The 22251-nt window shown below is 67.6% G+C and carries 17 protein-coding genes; 11 read left to right on the forward strand and 6 right to left on the reverse strand.

The genetic code is table 11. The features are described 5' to 3' along the window. Window positions 1-349: 349 nt before the first annotated feature. Window positions 350-1102 (reverse strand): SIMPL domain-containing protein, encoded by a 753-nt coding sequence (locus KEG57_RS50235; RefSeq protein ID WP_272428143.1) that lies wholly within the window; start codon window positions 1100-1102, stop codon window positions 350-352. A gap of 141 nt (window positions 1103-1243) precedes the next feature. On the opposite strand from KEG57_RS50235, the gene KEG57_RS50240 reads away from it, so the two are divergent. The 3 genes from KEG57_RS50240 (at window position 1244) to KEG57_RS50250 (ending at window position 3769) form a co-directional block, all read left to right on the forward strand. Further along, complete coding sequence (locus KEG57_RS50240; protein ID WP_272428144.1) at window positions 1244-1627, forward strand: hypothetical protein; 384 nt, start codon at window positions 1244-1246, stop codon at window positions 1625-1627. 92 nt (window positions 1628-1719) lie between these two features. Then, window positions 1720-2487 carry a hypothetical protein gene (locus tag KEG57_RS50245; protein ID WP_272428145.1) on the forward strand — a complete coding sequence of 256 codons (768 nt, stop codon included), beginning with the start codon at window positions 1720-1722 and terminating at the stop codon, window positions 2485-2487. A gap of 415 nt (window positions 2488-2902) precedes the next feature. Further along, complete coding sequence (locus tag KEG57_RS50250; protein ID WP_272428146.1) at window positions 2903-3769, forward strand: mechanosensitive ion channel family protein; 867 nt, start codon at window positions 2903-2905, stop codon at window positions 3767-3769. Between the two features lie 15 nt (window positions 3770-3784). Here the strand turns inward: KEG57_RS50250 and KEG57_RS50255 are convergent, their stop codons facing one another. Further along, window positions 3785-5278, reverse strand: coding sequence for a Kelch repeat-containing protein (locus tag KEG57_RS50255; protein WP_272428147.1), 1494 nt, complete (start codon window positions 5276-5278; stop codon window positions 3785-3787). A 157-nt stretch (window positions 5279-5435) separates the two neighbouring features. Here KEG57_RS50255 and KEG57_RS50260 point away from each other — a divergent pair, with 157 nt between their 5' ends. Then, window positions 5436-5807 carry a hypothetical protein gene (locus tag KEG57_RS50260; RefSeq protein ID WP_272428148.1) on the forward strand — a complete coding sequence of 124 codons (372 nt, stop codon included), beginning with the start codon at window positions 5436-5438 and terminating at the stop codon, window positions 5805-5807. A gap of 15 nt (window positions 5808-5822) precedes the next feature. Here the strand turns inward: KEG57_RS50260 and KEG57_RS50265 are convergent, their stop codons facing one another. Next, complete coding sequence (locus tag KEG57_RS50265) at window positions 5823-7208, reverse strand: Kelch repeat-containing protein (RefSeq protein ID WP_272428149.1); 1386 nt, start codon at window positions 7206-7208, stop codon at window positions 5823-5825. A 145-nt stretch (window positions 7209-7353) separates the two neighbouring features. Here KEG57_RS50265 and KEG57_RS50270 point away from each other — a divergent pair, with 145 nt between their 5' ends. After that, a complete protein-coding gene (locus KEG57_RS50270; protein ID WP_272428150.1) occupies window positions 7354-8103 on the forward strand; it encodes a metallophosphoesterase family protein in 750 nt (249 codons plus the stop codon). A gap of 1 nt (window position 8104) precedes the next feature. Here KEG57_RS50270 and KEG57_RS50275 read toward each other — a convergent pair whose 3' ends face one another. Both KEG57_RS50275 and KEG57_RS50280 read right to left on the reverse strand, forming a co-directional pair. Next, the gene (locus KEG57_RS50275) at window positions 8105-9808 is read right to left on the reverse strand and encodes a carboxylesterase/lipase family protein (RefSeq protein ID WP_272428151.1); all 1704 of its coding nucleotides are present in this window, start codon (window positions 9806-9808) and stop codon (window positions 8105-8107) included. A 17-nt stretch (window positions 9809-9825) separates the two neighbouring features. Continuing rightward, complete coding sequence (locus tag KEG57_RS50280; protein ID WP_272428152.1) at window positions 9826-11148, reverse strand: monooxygenase; 1323 nt, start codon at window positions 11146-11148, stop codon at window positions 9826-9828. 123 nt (window positions 11149-11271) lie between these two features. On the opposite strand from KEG57_RS50280, the gene KEG57_RS50285 reads away from it, so the two are divergent. The 6 genes from KEG57_RS50285 (at window position 11272) to KEG57_RS50310 (ending at window position 19471) form a co-directional block, all read left to right on the forward strand. Further along, entirely contained in the window at window positions 11272-13188 is a 1917-nt protein-coding gene (locus tag KEG57_RS50285) for an acyl-CoA dehydrogenase family protein (RefSeq protein WP_272428153.1), read from the forward strand. Further along, entirely contained in the window at window positions 13185-13760 is a 576-nt protein-coding gene (locus tag KEG57_RS50290; RefSeq protein ID WP_272428154.1) for a hypothetical protein, read from the forward strand. The genes KEG57_RS50285 and KEG57_RS50290 overlap by 4 nt, the downstream gene beginning before the upstream one ends. A gap of 73 nt (window positions 13761-13833) precedes the next feature. Then, window positions 13834-15786, forward strand: a complete 1953-nt coding sequence (locus KEG57_RS50295) for a LodA/GoxA family CTQ-dependent oxidase (RefSeq protein WP_272428155.1) — start codon at window positions 13834-13836, stop codon at window positions 15784-15786. A 522-nt stretch (window positions 15787-16308) separates the two neighbouring features. After that, window positions 16309-17778: a sensor histidine kinase gene (locus tag KEG57_RS50300; protein WP_272428156.1), complete on the forward strand. Its 1470-nt coding sequence runs from the start codon at window positions 16309-16311 to the stop codon at window positions 17776-17778. Then, window positions 17778-18689: a pirin family protein gene (locus tag KEG57_RS50305; RefSeq protein WP_272428157.1), complete on the forward strand. Its 912-nt coding sequence runs from the start codon at window positions 17778-17780 to the stop codon at window positions 18687-18689. The genes KEG57_RS50300 and KEG57_RS50305 overlap by 1 nt, the downstream gene beginning before the upstream one ends. Next, a complete protein-coding gene (locus KEG57_RS50310; protein ID WP_272459905.1) occupies window positions 18686-19471 on the forward strand; it encodes a hypothetical protein in 786 nt (261 codons plus the stop codon). The genes KEG57_RS50305 and KEG57_RS50310 overlap by 4 nt, the downstream gene beginning before the upstream one ends. Before the next feature lie 9 nt (window positions 19472-19480). Here KEG57_RS50310 and KEG57_RS50315 read toward each other — a convergent pair whose 3' ends face one another. After that, window positions 19481-22192 carry a DUF2961 domain-containing protein gene (locus KEG57_RS50315; RefSeq protein ID WP_272459906.1) on the reverse strand — a complete coding sequence of 904 codons (2712 nt, stop codon included), beginning with the start codon at window positions 22190-22192 and terminating at the stop codon, window positions 19481-19483. Between the last annotated feature and the right edge of the window lie 59 nt (window positions 22193-22251).

Below are 22251 nucleotides of genomic sequence, written 5' to 3' on the forward strand. Positions count from 1 at the left end.
GCACTCCAGCACGCTCGGGTCGCGATGGGCCGACCTTTCGCGTGCCCTTCGCTTTGCTCTTCTCCTTCGTCGTACTGGCCATTCCGGTGCCAGGTGCACTCGGAGCTGCCTCATCCCATCTAGCACGGCTCGGCCTTTCGCCTTCCGAGCACGCGGGCACAATCGCCCTCCCCGGACGAAAACAAAGAACAACGGTCCCGAAAGCCCCGGAAGCGGCAAGCGGAAGCGGAAGCGGCAGCAGCAGCGGCAGCAGCGGCGGCAGCGGCGGCAGCGGCGGCGAAGTGAATCACACGAATTCTTCGTGTGCCTGCAACAACTGAGGGATTCGCCCGCGCTGTGCGCTCACGTATCAGCGCAGAAGCTGAAACGTGACCAGGATCTTCGCCCTCACCGTGACGTGCCCTGGTACGATCGAGCCGACGCCGAGATCGGGTTCGCCAGGTTCGGTGACGGCGACTTGGGCGAGCTGCTGGCCCGCCCACGCCGGCGGTACCGCCGCCTCCGCCACCACGAGGGGTTGACCGATTCGCTGACCGAGCTTCGCCGCGAGCGCCCGCGCCTTGTCTTGGGCTGCCTTGACGGCGAGCGCTCGCGCTTCATCCCGATGCTTCTTCAATTCCGTCGTCACGAAGTCGACACCGTCGACGCGGTTCGCGCCTGCCTCGAGCGCGCCGATCAGCAAACGCTCGATCTTCCGCATGTCCCGGAGCGTCACGGTGATGGTGGTGTGCGCGGCGTACCCGACGACGTTGGTTCGCTCGTAGCCGTCTTCGTAGAGCGGCGTCAGGCTGATGTAATCGGTTCGCACATCCTTCGCGTCGATGCCGAGACTCCCGACGAGCGAGAGCACCCGCGCGACCCGCTCGTCGTTTTGCCGCTTCGCGACGAGGAGCTGCGCGTCTCGCGTGTCGACCCCGAGCCTCGCGAATGCCTCGTCGGGCGCGACATTCACCTCTGCGTCGCCTGAGACGCTGATCGTACGCAACCCGGCCGTGGCTGCTTTGTTCACGGGGAGCTCTGCCTCGGCGCTCGACGCGCCCGGACTGGAAGCAAAGAGAGCGGCGCCGACGGCGAGCGCCGCGAGCAGGGGAATACGCTTCATGGTTCCTCCTCATCCCACCGCGCGAGGTTCCGGCGGTGTGGCAGGATGGAGTGCACGTCGCGGGCCACGGCACGAAACTGGCACGGCCGGCGGCATTACCCTTCGCCGGCGATGACGACGCACGGAGGAGAAGCATCCTGCATGGCCCGAAAGATCATGATTGCCTCGTTCATTGCCACTGCGCTCGGCCATTCCATGGTCGCGCAGGCCGACGAGGAGGAGGTCCTGTGCACGCTCGAGGCGCGCTCTTCGGTCACGGTCACGGTCCTCGACGCGGAGGGCGCCCCCGTATCCGACGCGGTGGTCAGGTATTCGGTCAATGACGAGCCTGCCAGGGATTGCGAGTCGTTCACGGTCGGCGAGTATGTCTGCGGCTGGGAGACCTCGGGACAGTTCGTCATCACCGCGACGCGCGGCGCCGAGGCGGCGACAGCGGCGCTCTTCGTGTGGTGGGAAGGGTGCCACGTACGGAGCGAGCGCGTGACGCTGCGACTTTCCGAGATGCCGGCAGGCCGGAGTCCGTAGGGCGACCGAACCGAGCGGCAGCAGCAGCCGACGCCCATGGACGTTGGCTGCTCGGGTGGTGTAAAATCCCGCGCCGCTCGTGGGAGGATCCGATGCCCGAGTTCCGACGCATAAACGCACCGGCCTGTTCGAAGTGGCTCGGACTTCTCGCGTGGCTCGCCGGCTGCGCCCCATCTGCGCCGCCGCCCCCGACCTTCCCAAACACGGCCGGCGAGGCCTTGCTTTACGATTTCACCGCCGACGACGCATTGAGCTGGAAAGAGCCGCCCCGTGCCGAGTTCGACGAGCTCGTCAAGCGTTTCCCCCACCCGCATGCAGCCAAGGGCTCGCGCTGCGGTCCGGATTCCCCTTCGACGCCTCCGGAACAGCAGGCGAAAGGCATCCTCTTGCCGCACATCACGACCGTACGCGGCGCGTTCACGCGACCGCGCTCCACGCAATCGGCGTATTTGATCGAGTATTGCTCCACGGGCAACGGCCAGCCGCACACGGTACGTCTGCTCGTCTTGCAGGACGATACCGTCGAGCTCGACCTCGAGCTCGCGGGCGACTTGCACATCGGAGAGGTCAAACGCGCGGTGGACGTCGACGGAGACGGCCGCGACGAGGTCTTGCTCACGAGCTCCACCTATCGCCCGCGCGAAGGGCAGATGGTCACGGGCGCCGTGCTCTACCGCCTCGGCCCGGGCGCGCCGGGGGTCATCGGGAAATGGACGGCCATCGAGCATTGCTACATCGGCCACGACGACATGCTCGCGCATCGGATCTACTATCGGATGAGGCGCGGTGTGCTCGCGTTCCGGGACGAGACCATCCAAAAGCATTGCTACTACCCGCCCGCGCCCCCGCCTCCGCCGTAGAACACCGTTCGTTCCGGAGACCCCGGAAAGGCGACCTCCACCCCCGTCGTGGGTACGATGCCAGGACGAGCGATGCGCGTGCCCATGATCGACAGCCTGCGCTTGGTTGCCAGGATGCGTAAACTGCCGCGGGACGTGTGGGTCCGGGTGGCGTTCCGGCGTGGGCTCCTGCCCAGCGCCGAGTGATCCTCACGCGCATTCAGGCGGACGAACCGGCTGATCAGCGTTGCTCAGGCCCCGCGTCTGCGGCCGCGAGCTCTGGACTGCCTTGCGTCGCTCGGCCGACATGCGGTAGTTGTGCCCGAGGGGGCACTCCCGTTTCGCTCGCCAATATCCTCTCTTGTTCGGATGATCCCTCCGCGTTGGCTGCGCGGCGCCCAGAAGCTCATCGCCCCATGAATGGAGACACTGTGAGATGAACGAAATGATCAAGAAGTACGTGGATATCGGCATCCAGCTCGTCGTCGATGTCGGCGTCAAAATCGTCGGGGCCATCGTCCTGTGGATCGTAGGCCGGGTGGTGATACGCACCGTCCTTCGCTTGCTCGATCGAACAGCGAAGATACGCAAGATCGACGAAACGCTCTCGCGCTACCTCAATTCGGTTGCGAGCGTCCTGCTCAACATCCTCCTCATCATCACGGTCCTCGGCGTCTTCGGCGTCCAGACGTTTACCTTTGCCGGTATCCTGGCAGCGGCCGGGGTCGCCATCGGGCTCGCCTGGTCGGGCCTGCTCGCCAACCTGGCCGCGGGCGTCTTCATGATCGTGCTGCGCCCCTTCAAGGCAGGCGACGTGGTCACCATCTGCGGGGTGATGGGGATCGTGCACTCGATCGGCCTCTTCGTCACGGCGATCGATACCTTCGGCAATGAACGCGTCTTCATGGGCAACAACAAGATCTTCGGCGAGATCATCACGAACCACAGCGAGAACCCGATCGCCCGCCTGGACGTCAAGATTCAGCTCCCCCACGGCGCCGACGTGCACAAGGTCATCGCGATCCTGGAGGAGAAGCTGCCGAAGGCAGATCACGCGGTCAGCGACCCCGCGCCGTTCATCGAGCTGACGGGCGTGAACCTCGCCGGCCCGACGCTGGTCGCGCATTCCTACGTCGACAGCAAGAAGTACCCCTGGGCGCTCAACGCCGCGAACCTCGTCGTGTATGACGAGATCAGCAAACTCGGCTATCCGATCCCGGCGCAAGAAGTGGTGCTCCGCGGAGATCGCGCGCGGCTCGCGGCGGGCAAGGGCGACGACGTCGGTGCGCTCGTGCACAGCTGAAGCGTCGTAGGAATCTCAGCGTCGACGGCGGCGAAGAAGGAGGCCGAGGCCGACGAGCGCGAACCATCCGGCATTCCCCGAGGAGCGCGTGTCGACCGAGCATTGCGCGCCACCGCCACCGGGAGGGACATCCGCGCCGCCGCTTCCGCCGCTTCCGCCTACGCCGCCTGCACCGCCGCTTCCGCCTGCGCCGCCCACTCCACCTGCGCCGCCCGCGCCGCCCACGCCCCCTGCACCGCCCGCTCCGCCTGCGCCGCCTGCACCGCCTGCGCCGCCCACTCCACCTGCGCCGCCCACGCCGCCGGCTCCGCCTGCGCCGCCGGCTCCGCTACCACTGCCATCCACGCACACGCCGCCGGTGCAATCGCCGCTCGCGCATTCATCGCCGATGACACATGCAGCGCCGAGCGCGGCATTGCCGAGCGGGTAGAGCTCCACGCTCGCCACGCTCGGGTCGGAGAAGAGGGAGCTCGTCTGTCCGCCTGCCACGAGCAGACCGTGCCCCGGCACGAACGTGGCCGTGTGTCGCCAGCGCTGCCCTGCCATGGACGGGAGCAACGTCCATGTCCCGGTCACGGGATCATACACCTCCACGGACGTGAGCGCCGCGCTGCCACGATTGCCGACGCCGCCGGTGACAATCACGCGCCCGCTCGGAAGCGTCGTCATCGTATGCCCCCACCTCGCCTCGTTCATGGCCCCGACATCGACCCACGTATTCGCGGCCGGGTCATAGACCTCTGCCGTCGCCGTGCTCGGAAGGCCCCCCGCGACGAGCACCTTGCCGTCCGGCAAGAGCGCGGCCGTGTGCCGCTGCCGGCTCGTGTGCATGGGCGAAACGAGGGTCCACGTATCGGTCGTGGCGTCGTACACCTCGGCCTCGGTCAGGGGTTTCTGAATGTCGTCGCCTTCATCCGTCGAGGCCCACGCCCAGCCGCCCGTGACGAGCACGAGCCCGGATGGCAACGTCGTCGCCGTATGGCTGGCGCGGCCTTGCTTCAGGCTCCGAGCGAGGAGCGTTTGACCCATGCGATCATAACGGAGCGAGTCAGCCCACGTGCTGAAGTCGGCAAATCCGCCCGTGAGGAGCACATCGCCGTCCGGGAGCACGCTGAGCGTCGGGTCGGTGCGAAAGCTGACGAGCTGGGGTTCTTCGATCCAGGTGTCGCTCACTGGGTCATACGTGTAGGCCTGCTCGACGTCGCGGACCACCCACAGGCCATCTGGGAGCAGAGCCGCTGTCGCGAAATACATCTCAGGCGCGGGATTTCGCGGCGTCCACGTGCCGGTGGCCAGATCGAGCGCCTCAAACAAGGTGGGATCCCCCGGGCTCGGGCGCCCGCCCACGGCGACCACGCCAATCCCCGGAAAAAATTCCGCCGCATGACCGTGGCGTGTCACGCCCATGTCCGGCAGGCCCTGCCAGGGCGGAGCCGCGAGCGCAGAGGACGAAACGAGCGAAAGGCAAAGGGGCGCGATGCAAGCAATGAAGGGTTTACGAAGGTGCATGGATCTCCTGAGGTGTGTCGTGATACGCCCCCCCGGGCCTGGTACGACGAGCGGCCACCGTGCATGGGCTGGGTAAGGGCGTCAACACGAGAGCAAGCCCAAAGCGGTCGGTTCCCCCTTGCCTTCCCCAAGAATCCCTGCAGCTCTCTCCGCCTTCATGCCTGGCCGCACCTTCGCCATCGGCGACATCCACGGGGACATCAAGGTTCAGCTCCCCCACGGCGCCGACGTGCACAAGGTCATCGCGATTCTGGAGGAGAAGCTACCGAAGGCAGATCACGCGGTCAGCGACCCCGCGCCGTTCATCGAACTGACGGGCGTGAACCTCGCCGGCCCGACGCTGGTCGCTCATTCCTATGTCGACAGCAAGAAGTACCCCTGGGCGCTCAACGCCGCGAACCTCGTCGTGTATGACGAGATCAGCAAACTCGGCTATCCGATCCCGGCGCAAGAGGTGGTGGTCCGCGGAGACCGCGCGCGGCTCGCGACGGGCAAGGGCGACGACGTCGGTGCGCTCGTGCAGGGCTAGAGCGTCGTAGGAATATCAGCGTCGACGGCGGCGAAGAAGGAGGCCGAGGCCGACGAGCGCGAACCATCCGGCATTCCCCGAGGAGCGCGTGTCGACCGCGCATTGCGCGCCGCCGCCACCGGGAGGAATCTCCACGCCGCCGCTTCCGCCGCTTCCGCCGCTTCCGCCGCTTCCGCCGCTTCCGCCTACGCCGCACGCGCCGCCTGCGCCGCCTGCACCGCCCGCTCCGCCTGCTCCACCTGCGCCGCTGCCACTGCCATCCACGCACACGCCGCCCGTGCAAGCACCGCTCGCGCATTCATCGCCGATGACACATGCAGCCCCGAGCGCGGCATTGCCGAGCGGGTAGAGCTCCACGTTCGCCCAAATGGGTCCGGCGAACTCGTACATCTGTCCGCCGGCCACGAGCAAACCGTGCCCCGGCACGAACGTGGCCGTGTGTCGCCAGCGGTTCACTGCCATGGGCGGGAGCAACGTCCAGGTCCCCGTCGTGGGATCATACACCTCCACGGACGTGAGCGCCGTGCCGCCACCGAGGCCGCCGGTGACCATCACGCGCCCGCTCGGGAGTGACGTCATCGTATGCCCCCACCTCGCCTCGTTCATGGGCGCGATCTCGACCCACGTATTCGCGGCCGGATCATAGACCTCTGCCGTTGCCGTGGGCGGAAAGCCTCCCGCGACGAGCACGTTGCCGGACGGCAAGAGCGCGGCCGCGTGCCGGTAGCGGGCCGTGTGCATGGGCGAAACGAGGGTCCACGTATCGGTCGTGGCGTCGTACACCTCAGCCTCGACCCGGGGGAACTGAACCTCGTCGCCTTCTTCCGTCGGGCCCCACGCCCGGCCGCCCGCGACGAGCACGCGGCCGGAAGGCAACGTCGTCGCCGTATGGCTGGCGCGGGCTTGATTCAGGCTTCGAGCGAGGATCGTTTGGCCCATGCGATCATAACGTCTCGAATAACCCGACGTGTTGAAGTCCATCACTCCGCCCGTGGAGAGCACATCGCCGTCCGGGAGCGCGGTGAGTGTCATATCGTAGTCAAAAGAGGGGAGCTGGGGTTCTTCGATCCAGGTGTCGCTCACGGGGTCATACGTGTAGGCCTGCTCGAGGTCGCAGACGATCCACAGGCCATCTGGGAGCAGAGCCCCTGTCACGAAACCCATGGAGGGCGCGGGATTTCGCGGCGTCCACGTACCGGTGGCCAGATCGAGCGCCTCGAACAAGGAGGGCCCGCCCACGGCGACCACGCCAATGCCCGGAAAAAATTCCGCCGCATGGCCGTGGCGTGCCACGCCCATGTCCGGCAGGCCCTGCCAGGGCGGAGCCGCGAGTGCAGAGGACGAAACGAGCGAAAGGAAAAGGTGCGCAATGCAAGCAAGGATGGGTTTACGAAGGTGCATGGATCTCCCCGTGGGGGTCGAGATATGCCCCCCATTCCTGGTACGACGAGTCGCCACCGTGCATGGCTTGGGTGAGAGCGTCAACACGGAAGCAAGCAAAAGCCCCTTGCCTTCCCCAAGAATCCCTGCTGCTCTCCCCGCCCTCATGCCTGGCCGCACCTTCGCCATCGGCGACATCCACGGGGACATCGACGCACTTCTGCGCCTCCTCGGCACCCTGCCTCCCCTCGACGCGACCGACACGCTCGTCTTCGTCGGTGATTATCTCGATCGAGGCCCCCGCTCGGCCGACGTCGTCGCCCTGCTCCGCGCCCTCCCCTCGCAGATGCCCGCCAAGGTCGTCACGTTGCGCGGCAACCACGAAGACGGCTGGCTCCGCGTCATCGAACGCGGCTGGCCCGAATTCGTGATTCCGGCGCCGAACGGCTGCCTCGCCACGCTGCGCTCCTACCTCGGCAGACCGCCGCCGGCCGAGGGCGAGGGCATGGCCGACGACGAGGTCGAGCCGATCTTCAAAGGCACGTTTTTCCCGCCGGAGGTCGTCGAATGGTTGCGAGAGCTCCCGTACTGGTACGAGGACGAGCACGCGATTTACGTGCACGCGGCCCTGCCGAAAGGACCAAACGGCTTCGAGCATCCTTCCACCACGCAAAAGAAGCTCGCGATGCTCTGGTGCCGCGACGACGACTTCGTGCGCGAGTACCGCGGTAAGCTCGTCATTTTTGGGCACACGGCCACGAAATACCTCCCGCCCGAGCTCTCGGAGTACACGCCCGAGGACAAGGAGGATGCGTGGGTCGGCCCTTGCGTGATCGGGATCGACACGCGCTGCGGCAAGGGTGGTTATCTGACGTGCGTGGAGCTGCCGTCCGGGCAGGTGTACGAGTCGCGCTGAATCAGGGCATGCCCGCGATCTGTTCCCAGGCGTCGCACTGGGCTTTGCGGACGCCCTCGCCGCTCGAAATGGGCGCGTCGAGCACGATGTGCGTGTCCTTCTGCGCGTCGTAGGGCGGCCACGGCGCGGCGCCGCTCCCGTTCGGATCCCCCGTCGCGCCGAAGCGGCCCCAGTAGCCCATCATCGCGTCAGCGAGCGTGAGGTCCTCGGCCACCGGCGAATACAGCGGGATGTCCGTGAGCGTGCGGAAGACGTAGAGCAGCTCGACCGCGTGCGCGGCCGGGTTCTCGCCTTGCGCCGTCTTTGCGCGCCGCGTGAAGAAGTACCGATACACCGGCTCGCTCTGGCTCCCCGCGACGGCGCGCGCGATGCTCCGGTTCGGGCAGTTGAAGCGTAGATCCGAATACAGCGCCACGAGCGCGTCCTGGGGCGTCGGGTAATCGCCGGCCGGATACGCGGCGAGGACCTGGGGCGCGAGCGGGCCGAACGATTGCGTGACGACGTTCTCGTATTGCTGCAGCGTGGAGACCTGAATGGCCATTCCTTTCGCGAGCTCGTCGCCGTTCGTGCCGATCACGAGCGGCACGCGGTTGTGCTCGCCGGCGGAGAACGTCGCAAGCGTCGCCTTGGGCAGGACGTAGCCGTCGATGACGGGGCCGTACTTGGAGGCATCCGAGCCGACCGAGACGCTCCCGATTCCGATCGAGCCCGGCAGCTCCGCGAGCAGCTCCGCCGCGGTCTTGCCGCGCAGGCAAGCGAGTTTGTCCGCCGCGCTCCCGCAGGACGATTCCGCGACGCGCTCGCTCATCGCCGCCTCGGCCTCCTGCTTCGGCGTCGAGGTCGTGCCCCCGCTCTCGGCGAGCGCCGCGGAGAAGAGCCCCTTCGCGAGCGGCGAGGCCATGAGCGTGAGCGTGTTCAGCGCGCCGGCGGATTCGCCGAACAGGAGGACCCGCTTGGGATCCCCGCCGAACGCGGCGATGTTCTTCTGGACCCATTTCAGCGCGGCGATCTGATCCTGCAGGCCATAATTGCCGGACGCGGCGTTCGGCGTCTCCGCGGCGAGCTCTGGTAACGCGAGGAAGCCGAGGGCGCCGAGGCGATAGTTGATGGTCACGACCACGGCCTTCTGCGACTCGGCGAGGTCCTGGCCATTGTAGATCAGGGCGCCGCCGGGCAGCGTTTCGCTGCTGGACCCCTGGATGTTGCCGCCGCCGTGCACGAAAAAGAGGACCGGCAAGGGCGCGCTGTCCGCCGCGCCGTCGGGGGCCCAGACGTTGAGGGAGAGGCAATCCTCGTCGCCGATCGCCGTCTTGGTCTTTTCGTCGATCTGCGGGCATTGCGCGCCGAACGCGCTCGCGTCCCGCACGCCGTCCCAGCAAGCGGCGAGCTCCGGCGGCTTCCAGCGAAGGTCACCCGTGGGCGGCGCGGCGTACGGAATGCCGCGGTATACCCAGCTCGCGCCTTCCAGGTTGCCGCGGACGAGGCCGCTGTCCGTGGCGACGATCCCAGGCTCCGAGGGGGTCTCCACCACGCAACGAGCAGAGTCGCCGCCGCTGCCGCCGCTGCCGCCGCTGCCGCCGCCGCCGCTGCCGCCGCTGCCGCTGCCGCCGCTGCCGCTGCCGCTGCCGCCGCCGCTGCAGGCGACGAGGGCGGCCGCGAGCGGGACGAGCAGGGCCCAGGTCGAACGTCGTTTGCCGATTTTCATCGAGGGTTCCTTCTTTCTCAGGGCGCGGCCTGGCATTCCGAGCTGACCGCCGGCAGCCCCCAGTGCCAGTTCGGGAGCTGGACCCGCGGGTAATACGCGGCGAACACGAAGCACATCTCGCTCGACGTGTCCTCGCCGAAGGTCACGTTCGAATTGCCCGGGTTTTGCCAGACGCAACGCGTGGTGACGGTGTCGCCGGGGCCGATGGTGGTGTCGGCCGCGTCCCAGTATTGATCGTCGAAGCTCCACGGGTCGCGGTGCGTCAGCTCGACGGCGGCTCCGTTCACGGGCTTGTGCTGGGCCGAGATGATCGTGCCGAGCTTGTGCATGTGCGGGCCGATCGCGAAGGTGTTGAGCTTCGGGAAGCCCGCCGGGACCGTGAGGTTGCAGCTGAGGTCGAGCTCGCTGTGCGCCGGGATGTTGATCTTCGTCGTGCCGAACGCGAGGATGTCCGCGTCGTTCGGGCGCAGGGCCGTCGTCGTGCACAGGTCGAACCCGCTCAGATCCGTCTGGCCGTCGAGCTGCGTCAGGTTCGAGTAGTGCATCTGAATCATGTAATGACCCGTGCCCTCGAGCGGCAGGCCCGCCTCGGTCGGCAAGACGAGCGCCTGCGCGCCAGGCGCCCACACGCTCACCAGGCGCCCGCCCCCCGAATCGCCCGCGCCGCACGGCTTCGGCGTCGTGTCGTAGGCCGAGGGCACCTCGTACAAGAGCATGTGATGGACGATGACGTCGTTGTCGACGGCCGGCGCGATCGTCGTGATGTGCCGCTTCGATTGCACGACGGCGTCGGCGCCGAAACATACGTACGCGTCTTCCGTGAGCTTCGGCATCGTCCACGCGGTCTTCGGCCGGAGCAAGACGTCGGGCGTGCAATCGAGCCCCGACCCGCCGCCGCCCGCGCCGCCCGTCCCCGAACACGAATCCCCCGAAGCCCCGGGCGCGCCGGCAGCGATCCACGCGTCGAGCACGCCCTGCGAGCCCGCGTCGAGCAGGCCCTTCGGCGGCATGGGCCGGGCCGCGTCGTGGATCCGCTCGCCCACGAGCTCGTAGACTTTCCTCGAAGGATCACTCTGCGCGCCCATGTGGAAATCCGCCGCCGTCACGAGGGCCATCGGCGCGCCGTACTTGGGCGGGGACGAGTGGCAGATTTGGCAATCTTCGGCCACGACTTCGGCCACGTCGCAAGGCAACTCCGTCCCGCTGCCCGACCCGCCGTTGCCTCCGCCGCTCCCGCCCGCGCCGCTCCCGCCCCCGCCCGTCGTCGCCGCGCCGCCGCCGCAGGCCCACAGCAGGATCGGAATGAGGACAACGCCCGCTCGCAATCGTGTGTTCGTCATAGGTGCTCCGTTCTCGAGCCCCATGAGACACCGGAGACGGCCCGAACGTAAAGTGCGCAAAAAACCTTCGCCGGTGTATCATCCGCCCGCCGGGCGAGGCGCCAGGCGAAGGGTGTGAGGGCGATGGCGAACTTCTATCGGGACAACGAGGATCTCCGCTTCTACGTCGAGCGCTGGATCGACTGGGAGCCCATCACGCGCGCCACCGAGCACGACTTCCGGAGCGAAGGCGGCCCGCAGAACCCCGGCGAGGCCCTCGACCTCTACCAGGACATCCTCGACATGCTCGGCACCTTCGCCGCCGAGGAGATCGCACCGCACGCGGTGCAGCTCGACCGGGAGGGCGTGATCTTCCGGGACGGCGAGGCCTCCTTCCCGCCGCGGCTCGCGTCGATCTTCGAGAAGCTCCGCAGCATGGAACTCCACGGCCTGTGCCTGCCGCGCGAGCTCGGTGGGTCGAACGCGCCGGCGATGCTTTATTTCATCGGCACGGAGCTCTTCGGCCGCGCGGACGTCTCGGTGATGGCGCACCACGGCTTCCACGGCGGCATCGCGCTGGCGATGCTGATGTTCTCGATGCGCGAAGGCACGAGCGAAATCGATCCGGAGACGGGCCGCATCCTGCGGACGCGCTTCCGCCCGTACATCGACGAGATCGTCCGCGGCGAGGCCTGGGGCTGCATGGATATCACCGAGCCCGACGCCGGCAGCGACATGGCAAAGCTCCGCACGCGCGCCGAGCAGGATGCCGCCGGGAACTGGTTCGTCACGGGCCAGAAGATCTTCATCACCTCGGGCCACGGAAAATACCATTTCGTCATTGCGCGGACCGAGGAGCCGAAGGACGAATCCGATCCATTCGCGGGCCTCGGCGGCCTCTCGATGTTCCTCGTCCCGACGTACGAGGACCTCCCGGACGGCACACGAAGGCGGATCGTGACGATCGATCGCGTCGAGGAAAAACTCGGCCATCACGCGTCCGTGACCGCGGCGCTCTCGTTCGACCGCGCCCCCGCGCACCTCATCGGCAAACGGGGCGACGGTTTTCAGTACATGCTCACGATGATGAACAACGCCCGCATCGGCGTGGGCTTCGAGACGCTGGGCCTCTGCGAGGCGGCGCTCTCGCTCGCGCGCGGGTATGCGGCGGAGCGTCACTCCATGGGCAAACCCATCGAGCGGCACGAGATGATCGCCGATTACCTCGACGAGATGCGCACGGACATCCAAGGAATCCGCGCGCTCGCGATGCACGGCGCCCAGCACGAGGAGCTCTCGCAAAAGAAATCCTTGCGCCTTCAATTCGGCCGGCTTCCGGAGATGGAGCGCGCCCGGCTGGAGCGCGAGATCGCCAAACACAAGCGCGAGGCGCGACGCGTGACGCCCCTCGTAAAATATCTCGGGGCCGAGAAGTCCGTGGAGATGGCGCGGCGGGCGGTGCAGATCCACGGCGGCGTGGGGTACACGAAGGATTACGGCGCGGAGAAGCTCCTGCGCGACGCGACCGTGATGCCCATCTACGAGGGCACGAGCCAGATCCAATCGCTCATGGCGATGAAGGACGTGCTCTCCGGCATCCTGAAGAACCCGGCCGCGTTCCTGCGCCGCGGCGCCGAGGCGCGGCTGCGGGGCGTGTCCGCGCGGGATCCGCTGGCGCGCAAACTCGGGCGGATCCAGGCGCTCTCGCACGCCGCGCAGCAGCACCTCGTCGTGCGGACGGCGGGCGACAAACTCGGGGATGCGCTGCGATCCCCCGTGCAATCCTGGTCGACGAAGCTCCTCGGGACCTGGGATCCAAAGCGTGATTTTTCGTATGCGATGCTGCACGCCGAGCGGCTCACGCGCATGCTCGCCGACGAGGCGATCGGCGAATTGCTGTTCGCGCAAGCGGCGAAGCACCCCGATCGGCGCGAGGTCCTCGCGCGGCACCTCGAGCGCGCCGAGCTCCGCGCGCGGCACCTCGCGGCCGCCATCACGACCACCGGAGATCGCCTCCTCGCCTCGTTATCCGGGACGGACGAGGCAAAGGCCGCCGGATGAAAAAAAAGGCGCGCGTGTTCGTCCTCGCCCTGCTCGCGATCGTCGGGCTCACGCTTTTCGCGATCGCGCTGACCCGGGCGAACGTGGGCCTCTCCGGCCCGCACACGACAAGCGCATCCTCCGCGACCCTCGACAAACCGCTCGAAGCCGCGATCGAATTCAAGCTACGCGAGGCGCGGCTCGCCACGGTAAAGGACGCGATCGAGCTCTCCCTGCGCATGACCGGCGCGCGTTTGCATTTCGGTCTCGGGCACCCGACGCGGCTCGCGTTCGGGGCGGAGGAGCGCGAGGGCAACTGCATCGAGTACGCGCACCTCTTCGCGCGGATCTTCGACATGGCCGCTGCACGTTCGAAGCTCCACGCGCGGGCCTACGTCGTGCACAGCGCGCGCGCCGAGGTGTTCGAGAAGGTCGTGCCGCTGCCGGGGCTCCGAGACCACGACTGGGTCGTCATCGAGGACGACACACCCGGTGAAAAAAAACAGTGGTTCGTGGACCCCGCGTTCGAGGACGCCTGGCTCGGCTGGGACTTGACGCACAATGTCAAAGGGGACGTGAAGGGCACACGGTGACGAACCCCTGACGGTGCGTTCTCGCGGCGCTCCGGGATTGACGCGATCCTGGACAATCGGTAGCGTTCAGAGAATGGTCGCCCCAAGCCTCGAAACTCCTTCGCTCCTCGACCAGTCTCCAAACTCCGCGCCAACCGAAGGCGCCCTCCCTCCCCTCGACGACCCCGACACCGCGCTCGCCGCAGGCCCGACGAGCCGCCGCAATTTCCTCGCCGGCGGCATCGCCGCAGCCGCCGCGCTCGTCGGCGGCGACGCCCTCGCCTTCGGGAGCGACGGCGATCCGGTGTTCCGGATCCACCCGGCCATCGGCATCGCGCGCGTCGGCAACGCCGATCCCGACACATACTTCATCGGCCCCGAAATCCCGGGCCAGCGGCCCCTCGGCAGCGCCCCCGGCACCGCCGTGCCATCCTACAAGGTCGATGGCAAGATCAAACCGCAGGCCGTCCGTTTCCGCATCTTCGAGTATCGCTGGATCAACGGAAAGCTGACGCTGATCCGGGAGGTCACGCTCGACACGCCGGGCGTCCTTGGCATCACCTGGAGCGCGCACCTCGCCAACAAAAAGGCGTCGTTCCACAAGTTCTACGGCACGGCCGGCGAAAAAAGTCCGCCCGGGCCGCTGCGGAATGCATCGGTCGCGGATCGGCGCTCCCTCGAGATCGATTTCGGCCCGCGTTCCATCAGCGGCGTCTCCGAGGGCCCGGTCGAGTTCCGCGCAGGGACGAGCGACGACCCGACCCAGGAGGCATGCCCGCTCGGCGCAGACGGCAATCCCGTCATCGATTACCTCGGTCAGTTGCGCACGGACGACGAGGGGCGGCTCATCGTGCTCGGCGGCCAGGGCAAGGCAGGGTCCAACACGGCCACGCCCGCGCCGCTGCCCTCGTACGCGAACAACGACGGCTGGTTCGACGACATCTCGGACGGCCCGGTGACGGCGACGGTGACGATCCAAGATGGCAATGGGAGCACGCGGGAGATCCCGGTCGACGGGGCCGGCGGAGCCTGGGTGCTCGTCGGCCCGCCCGATTTCGCGCCGGACGTCACGAGCGCAGTGACGCTCTACGACATCCTCTACGACATGGCCGTGCGCGAGCTGCCCGTGCCGCTCGACAACGCGCTCTACGATCCAGGCGGGCCCCTCGCCCGGCTCCGGCAGCTCGCAGCCGATTACCAGCCGTGCGGCCCGGTGGAGTTCCCCCATTTCTCGCCCGATTTCACGACGGAGATCCGTCCGATGTTCGCGCGCGGCGGCGGCTATCGATGGGTCATCAAGTCGGCAGGAGAGAAGCACGGGGACCTGTTCGATCCGACGGTGGGGGATCCCTCGCCGCAATACGCAAAGATGCGTAAGGGTTTCTTCGGGGCGATGCGGGCGCCAAACGGGGCGCAGGTCCCCAAGGGAAAGGGGAACATGCCGCTCCTGCTCGGCGACGACCCCTACAACAACCAGGCGCCCGAATACGTGCAGCACCTGGCGTTCACGCGGACGCAATTCGGGCTCTTGCGCAACTGGGCAAACGGGCAGTTCGTCCCAGGCCCGGTCACGGTCGCGCCAGCAACGATCACGGCGCACGGTCTCGACCGCGCCCAGCTCGAGGCCGCCTCGGGCGGCGCATTTTTCCCAGGCATCGAGGTGGGCTGGCAAGTGCGCAACGCCGCGCTGTTCATCGAGCCGTTCCGGATCGATCTCCAGGCAACGAGCGGCTACTGGGGCGAGGACGAACCCATCGGACCAGGGCATTTCTCGCGGCAAATGGCGCTGCCCTGGCACGCCGATTTCACGGACTGCGCAGCCGAAGGCAACCGAGGCTGGTGGCCGTCCATCCGGCCCGACGACGTCTTCCCGAGTGCCCAGGCCCAAACGCGCGTCCCATGGGCCCGAGCCACGAGCCACTTCGGGAGCGGAAAGACCGAGGTCCAGCACGAGGACATGGTCGAGAACTGGTACAAGTTCGGCTTCGTCGTACGGCAGCCAGACAAGACGCAAATCGAGACGGAGCGCGCGCCGCACATTCCCTGAGGTGGTGGTGCTCTGAAGCGTAGCGCCGGGGTTTCACCCCGGGCCCGACCAGGGGTTGTCCACCCCTGGACCCGGACCAGCGCAAGCGCTGGACCCGGGGTCGATGAACTGCGCAATGCGCAGTTCATCGAACAGGCCGAGGCAAGACCGGCAACGGGCAACGCCGCTCGTGGTCTTGCCCCGGGCCCGTCCTAGAAACCGCGCATCGCGCGGTTTCTAGGCCCTCGGTCCAGGCCGTGCCTGGTCCGGGGTGCAGGGGGCGGACAGCCCCCGCTGGGGTGCGGGGCAAAGCCCCGCGCATCTGCCTCTGCCCTGCTCGTGCGTTCGCCGACGCATGGCGCGGGCCATAGGCGTTTGCCGCAGATCGCATTACGTTCGTCACCCGGATGCGGGATACGAGAGGGATGAACCGAGCGATCGGCGATTCCGTACATGGGGGAATGCACGTCCATGGGCAGGACCATGTGCGCGCCGGGCGGGCGTGTGCGACCGCTGCGCCACCTTGCGAGGAGCCTCGCGGGGGTGGTCCTGGACGCGTATTTTTCTGATAGCCGGAAGCGACGCGCCCAGCGGGAGTTGCGCGAGGAGATTCGAATCAACGAGACGCTCCAGCGCATCGGTACCACGCTGGCGGCTGAGCTCGATCTCGACAAGCTCGTGCAAAAGCTGACGGACGAGGCGACTGCGCTGACCGATGCGCAGTTTGGCGCGTTTTTTTACACGGACCGGAGCGAGGCTGGAGAGAGCTTGACGCTCTACACGCTCTCTGGCGCCACGCGTGAAACCTTCGAGCGCTTCCCCTTGCCCCACAGGACCTCGTTGTTCGGATCGACCTTGCGGGACGAGCACGTGGTTCGCCTTGACGACGTGTCCGCGGATCCCCGCTACGGGCAGGAACCGCCGCATCACGGCATGCCGGAGTGGCATTTGCCGGTCCGCAGTTATCTCGCGGTTCCGGTCGTGTCGCGCTGTGGGAGGGTCCTCGGGGCTTTGCTCTTCGGGCATGCCGAGCCGGGCGTGTTCACGGAGCGGGACGAGCGGATCGTCGTCGGCATCGCCGGGCAAGCGGCCACCGCGCTCGACAACGCCCGGCTCTACAGGGCCTCGCAGGACGCGCGCCGGCAGGCCGAGGAGGCGCATCGACAGGCCGAGGAGGCGCGCGCGCAGGCCGAGGAGGCGCGGAGACAGGCGGAGGAGGCGAGCCGATTGAGGGACGAGTTCTTGAGTTTGGTCTCGCATGAGCTGCGCACGCCGATCACGGCGATCATGGGCTGGACGCAGGTCCTCGCGACGCGCGAGTGCGACGCGGACACGCGTGCTCGCGCGCTCGGCGCGATCGACAGGAACGTCCGCGCGCAGATGCGGATCATCGACGATCTGCTCGACGTCTCGCGCATCATCACCGGAAAGCTCGGCCTTGCGCAGCGGCTCATGGATCTTGGCGACGTCGTCCGCGCGGTGATCGACGTCGTCCGCCCGGCGGCGCAGGCGAAGGGCATCGAGCTCCGCGCCACGCCTGCGAACCTCTCCATCCCGGTGTTCGGCGATCCCGACAGACTCAGGCAGATCCTCTGGAACCTGCTCGCGAACGCCATCAAATTCACGCCGCGTGGCGGCCGCGTCGAGGTGGAGATCACCCGCGACGAGGGGCTCGTCCACATCATCGTGCGTGACACCGGCAAGGGCATCAGCGCCTCGTTTCTCCCGTACGTGTTCGATCGGTTCCGTCAAGCGGATAGCTCGGCTTCCCGGCCGCAGGGTGGGCTCGGGCTCGGCCTCGCCATCGTGCGCCACCTCGTCGAGATGCACGGCGGCACCGTCAAGGCCGAGAGTGCGGGCAGTGATCACGGGGCCACGTTCACGGTCACGCTTCCCCTTCCCTCCGAGGCGCGCGAGGTCTGCCACGATGGCGAGGCGAAGACAGGCGACTATCGCGGCGAAGGTTCGCCGAGGTATGCTGCCGCCGTGGAACACGTACCGAGGAGAACCTGATGAGCCGCCATCTCGACGCGGATCCGGAGTGCAAGAGGGGGGACGGCGGGATCGATCTCGTGATCGAAGGGCGCCCGCGTGATCTCGGGGGCCTCGTCGTGCGGCGGGTGCTCCCGTCGGCGATGCGGCGGCTCGTGGGGCCGTTCATCTTCTTTGATCACATGGGCCCCGTCGATTTTGCGCCGGGCGAAGGGATCGGGGTGCGACCGCATCCGCACATCGCGCTCGCGACGATCACGTACCTCCTCGAGGGCGTGTTCGTGCACCGCGACAGCCTCGGCTCCGAGCAGCCGATCCGGCCGGGGGACGTGAACTGGATGGTCGCGGGGCGTGGCGTGGTGCACTCGGAGCGCACGTCACCCGAGGTCAAGGCGAGTGGCGGGCGGATGCATGGGATCCAGACCTGGGTCGCGCTGCCGCAGAAGGACGAGGAGATCGAGCCGCGCTTCGAGCATCACCCGCGGAGCACGATCCCGATCGTGAACCTTCCGGGCGCGGAGCTCCACGTGATCGCGGGGACCGCGTATGGCGCGAAGGCCCCGACGGGTGTCCTCTCGCCGACGTTGTATGTGCATGCTCGGCTCGAAGCGGGCGCGACGTTGCCGGTGACCGACGAGCACGAGGAGCGCGCCGTGTACGTGGTCGACGGCAGCATCGAGTGCAGTGGCAAGACGTTCACGGAGGGCGCGATGATCGTGCTCCGTCCGGGCGCGGAGGTGAGCATCCGGGCGATCGAGACGACGAACGTCATGCTCGTCGGCGGCGCGAAGATCGACGGCGAGCGGCACATCTTCTGGAACTTCGTGTCGAGCTCGAAGGAGCGTCTCGAACGAGCGAAGGCCGACTGGCGCGAGCAACGTTTCCCGAAGATCCCGGGCGACGACGTCGAGTTCATCCCGCTGCCCGAATGACCCTGCGCCGCTCCACGCCGAGCCTCACGTACGATCTCGCCTGGGCCTCGGCGCGCCTCGGGGTCGCGTTTCTGCCGGCGATCCTGTTTCCCTCGTGGATCACCTGGACGCTCACGGTGCTGCTCGTCCTCGGTGTCGTCTTCTTGATCGTCGCCGCGTTCATGTATTCGTACGTCGCGGCGTGTCCGGGATGCGGCGGGCTCGTGCAGGGTTTGTCGCTGAAGATGGATTGCGTGGGGCACCAGTGCGACCATTGCAAGCGGTTCGTCGAGGTCGAAGGCGGTCGCATCGTGCTCACGCCGCCGGATCGGGTGAGCGACGTGCCTTCGTTCGGGGTGCTCTTGCGGGGATCGCCGGGCGAGCTGCCGGCGATCTGTTGCACCTGCGGCGCGCCGTCGACGCGGACGCGGGCGCTCACGATGGCGGGCGTTTCGCTCGACATACCGTGCTGCGACGACCACGAGCCTTCCGTGCGGCTGCGGAAGGCGGCGGGGCGGGTGCTGCTCGAGGTCGCCTCGCTCCGCTTCGCGCAGGCCCTCGGTGAGCGGGACGGGGTCGACGTCGTCGGCAGTGGACCGTACAGCGATGCGCTGGCGCGTATCCCCTGGATCTCGGCTCTCGCGGGGATTGCGCTCACGTGGCTCGCGTTCGTGATCGTGCGGCAGGAGCTGCCTTCCAAGCAGCTCCTCGCGGGGGCCCTCGCGGGCGCCGGCGCGTTCGTGCTCATGCATTTCGTCGTGGGCGCCGGATTTCTGGTCCGCAGGCGGCTCGTCCGGGGTTGAGGCTCTCGCTCAGAGGCCAAAAAGCTCCTGCAGGAAGACGCCCCCCTGCCCCGATCCGGCGTGCGTGAAGAACAGGCGGCCCGTGTTGAAATGGCCTCCCTCGGCGATCCACTCGGCCGCGTGCGCGGAGAGGCGCGCGATAGGCTCGCTCGGGAAGGAGAACGGCGTGCGCGAGCGATACACGAACGTCGCATCCCAGGCCGTCGGGTAGCTCGTGACCGTCAGGTAAAACCATCCGTTTCGTTCGAACACGAACGGTGACTCGGTATGGCCGCTGTCGTGCCGGATCGTCTCCGGGCCGAGCGTCAAGGCCATGTTCGGCTCGCTCCATGTCGTGAGATCGAGCGACGTTCGATACGCAACGCCGCTCAGGCGGAGGTCCTTCGAGGCGCAGCGTGTGTAATAAACGACCCAGAGTTCCGCGAATCGAACGAGCATGGGATCGCGGGCGACGCAGAAATCCTCGAAGAGCGTCCCTCCGCTGCGCGTAAAACGCCTCCCGTCGGTCGAGCGCGCGATGCGGAATCGCGTGCGGTCCATGTCGCGCGCGCCCACGTGGTACATCATGACCACGCTCCCGTCGTGATCACGGGCGAGATGGGGGGCCCAGATCCAGGGCTCGTCGGCCTGGGCCTTTAGCGTGAAGCGCTGGGGTGCGATCGTAAAACTCGGCGAGGAGGCCTCGTACCAGCGCGCGGGCCCGGGGCCGTCGGCGAGTGCGTGGACGAATGCGCGCTCGTCGAGCCCCTGGTACGGCTCCTCGTGGAAGATGCCCGTGAGCAACCATCGCCCATCGGCGAGCTCGATCAACGAGTGGTCGTTGACGTAAAAACGGCCCTCGGGCAGCGCCCCGGTATCCAGGATTTTTACATTTTGCCCCTGCGAGAGCGTGGGCAATCCGGAACCGGTGAAATACTGCAAGCGGTAGCTGCTCTCGCTGAACTGTTCGGGGGAATCGGTCCCGTCGATCTCGAGGGCGGACTCTTTTCCGGCCGCGCATGTCCCGGGAGGAAGCTCGATCCAGAGCGCGTCTTCCGCGAGCGCGCGGGCCGGGTTTTGCTGGGATTCGAAGAAGCCGCCGACGTCTTTTCCGTCGAGCCGCACACGCGCCTCCTGCGGGCCGCGGGTTTGCGCGTATGTGCGGACGAGCAAAACCGCGCGAGCATCCTCGGACGGGCAACGCAAGAGGATTTTCGTCACGCCGCGGCGCTCCCGCACCGGGAAGGTTCGGACGGGCGCTTCACGTTCGGCGTCGACGGCCGACGTCCGAAGACGCGGGGACCGTACCCGTGCCACCTGCTCACCGATCGCGCGAATCCCGGAGAACACGTACGCGAGCCCGAGCGAACGCACGCGCAGCGGCGTGTAGGCGCCCGTGGGGCCCACCTCGAAGCCGAAGCGCATCCCGGAGCGGCTCACGATGGGGTCGGGCACGTGCAGCCGATAGAGGGAATGCTCGAACTTCGCGTGTTTCCATTCATCCTCCGGATCCGTGACGAGGAAACGGAGCTGGCCGCTCAGCGGATTCGCGTGAGCCCCGAGGAAGTACCACCCGCCATTGTAGTAGTCCTCGGTGCCGGTCCCGTGCTGCACCGGGTAGCGCATCCCGTCGGTCCGGATCATCTCGTCGCCCTCCAGATACCGCCGATCGCCGCGGAGTCCCTCGTCGAGGTTTTCCACGAGCCCCACGAACTGGAGGGGTTCGTCGCTCTGGAACAGGTTCATGGTGGTCTCACGCCCGGGCGCCTCCTGATCGCGGTATTGCGCGGCGAGCCGCACGCCGGGGCGGGCCTCCGCGAAATCCGCGGCGACCTTGATGTCCTCGATCGGATCCTCGGATGCCGCTTCGATCGTGAACGCCTCCCCTTCGCCGAGCGGAATGGGCAGGCGCGACGCGACCCGCCCGACGACGCCCATTCTCCAAGCAGCGTGGAGCGCGCTCCGGAACGTCACCCACCCTTCGTCGATCGCCTCCCTCTTCCCGGCGAGGCCAAAAAAGAAGGACGCGGGCACGGCCGGCTGATCCCCGATACGCACCCGGAGATCCCCGAGGCGCGCGGCCGGGAGCTCGACGAAGAGCCGGGAAATCGTGGTCGGGCCGGTGGCGAGAATGCGTGTTGCCCCGGGTCCGAGCGTGGCTCCTGGGCCAAAGGCCGGCGGGTGTTCCGTCCAGTCCTCGCGGAGGAACCGGGAGAGCGCCTCGGCGTCCGGGCCGGCGGCGGATCCAGGCCCCTCGCGGTAGGTGATCTGATGATAAAGAGGGACGCCTCGATACCGCACCTTGGCCTCGCGGGAATACGCGAACGGCACATAACTCGTGTATGCGCCGGAGCTCGCGTCGACGCCGAGGACGAGCGGGGCGCGGTAGGGGCCACGTCCCTCGAAGAAATCGCGGGGGTCTCCACGAAACGCAGTCTGGCCATCGACCTCGATCCAGAGCTCCTGGCCGTCTTTTTCGAGCTCCTTGCGCGGCGCCGTGATCCAGATCCGGGTGATCCTCCCCTCCCCGCGCGCATGAAAAAGAACCCGGAATTCCCCCTCGACGGCCACGCCCGCGCGGAATCCATCGTCGTTTCCCCCCGCGGGATCGTGCGTGGTCACGCTCCTCGTGATCCACCCCGGATGAAAGGTGAGGAGCTCGGAGAGGACCGGGGAGATGGGCAAAGAGGTCGCATGCTGGGCAATTGTGAGGGCTGCGCCGAGCAGGTTCTGGAGAGGCATGCGGCAAACCTAATGTGGTCCCCGCTGGAATGGTGCCGGGCGCCTTGCTCGCCCGAGAC

The organism is Polyangium jinanense, assembly GCF_028435365.1.

What these genes read in the sequence shown, in the direction of transcription:
- KEG57_RS50235 (WP_272428143.1), bottom strand. Translation starts at nt 1,102, where the DNA reads ATGAAGCGTATTCCCCTGCTCGCGGCGCTCGCCGTCGGCGCCGCTCTC.
- KEG57_RS50240 (WP_272428144.1), top strand. Translation starts at nt 1,244, where the DNA reads ATGGCCCGAAAGATCATGATTGCCTCGTTCATTGCCACTGCGCTCGGC.
- KEG57_RS50245 (WP_272428145.1), top strand. Translation starts at nt 1,720, where the DNA reads ATGCCCGAGTTCCGACGCATAAACGCACCGGCCTGTTCGAAGTGGCTC.
- KEG57_RS50250 (WP_272428146.1), top strand. Translation starts at nt 2,903, where the DNA reads ATGAACGAAATGATCAAGAAGTACGTGGATATCGGCATCCAGCTCGTC.
- KEG57_RS50255 (WP_272428147.1), bottom strand. Translation starts at nt 5,278, where the DNA reads ATGCACCTTCGTAAACCCTTCATTGCTTGCATCGCGCCCCTTTGCCTT.
- KEG57_RS50260 (WP_272428148.1), top strand. Translation starts at nt 5,436, where the DNA reads ATGCCTGGCCGCACCTTCGCCATCGGCGACATCCACGGGGACATCAAG.
- KEG57_RS50265 (WP_272428149.1), bottom strand. Translation starts at nt 7,208, where the DNA reads ATGCACCTTCGTAAACCCATCCTTGCTTGCATTGCGCACCTTTTCCTT.
- KEG57_RS50270 (WP_272428150.1), top strand. Translation starts at nt 7,354, where the DNA reads ATGCCTGGCCGCACCTTCGCCATCGGCGACATCCACGGGGACATCGAC.
- KEG57_RS50275 (WP_272428151.1), bottom strand. Translation starts at nt 9,808, where the DNA reads ATGAAAATCGGCAAACGACGTTCGACCTGGGCCCTGCTCGTCCCGCTC.
- KEG57_RS50280 (WP_272428152.1), bottom strand. Translation starts at nt 11,148, where the DNA reads ATGACGAACACACGATTGCGAGCGGGCGTTGTCCTCATTCCGATCCTG.
- KEG57_RS50285 (WP_272428153.1), top strand. Translation starts at nt 11,272, where the DNA reads ATGGCGAACTTCTATCGGGACAACGAGGATCTCCGCTTCTACGTCGAG.
- KEG57_RS50290 (WP_272428154.1), top strand. Translation starts at nt 13,185, where the DNA reads ATGAAAAAAAAGGCGCGCGTGTTCGTCCTCGCCCTGCTCGCGATCGTC.
- KEG57_RS50295 (WP_272428155.1), top strand. Translation starts at nt 13,834, where the DNA reads ATGGTCGCCCCAAGCCTCGAAACTCCTTCGCTCCTCGACCAGTCTCCA.
- KEG57_RS50305 (WP_272428157.1), top strand. Translation starts at nt 17,778, where the DNA reads ATGAGCCGCCATCTCGACGCGGATCCGGAGTGCAAGAGGGGGGACGGC.
- KEG57_RS50310 (WP_272459905.1), top strand. Translation starts at nt 18,686, where the DNA reads ATGACCCTGCGCCGCTCCACGCCGAGCCTCACGTACGATCTCGCCTGG.
- KEG57_RS50315 (WP_272459906.1), bottom strand. Translation starts at nt 22,192, where the DNA reads ATGCCTCTCCAGAACCTGCTCGGCGCAGCCCTCACAATTGCCCAGCAT.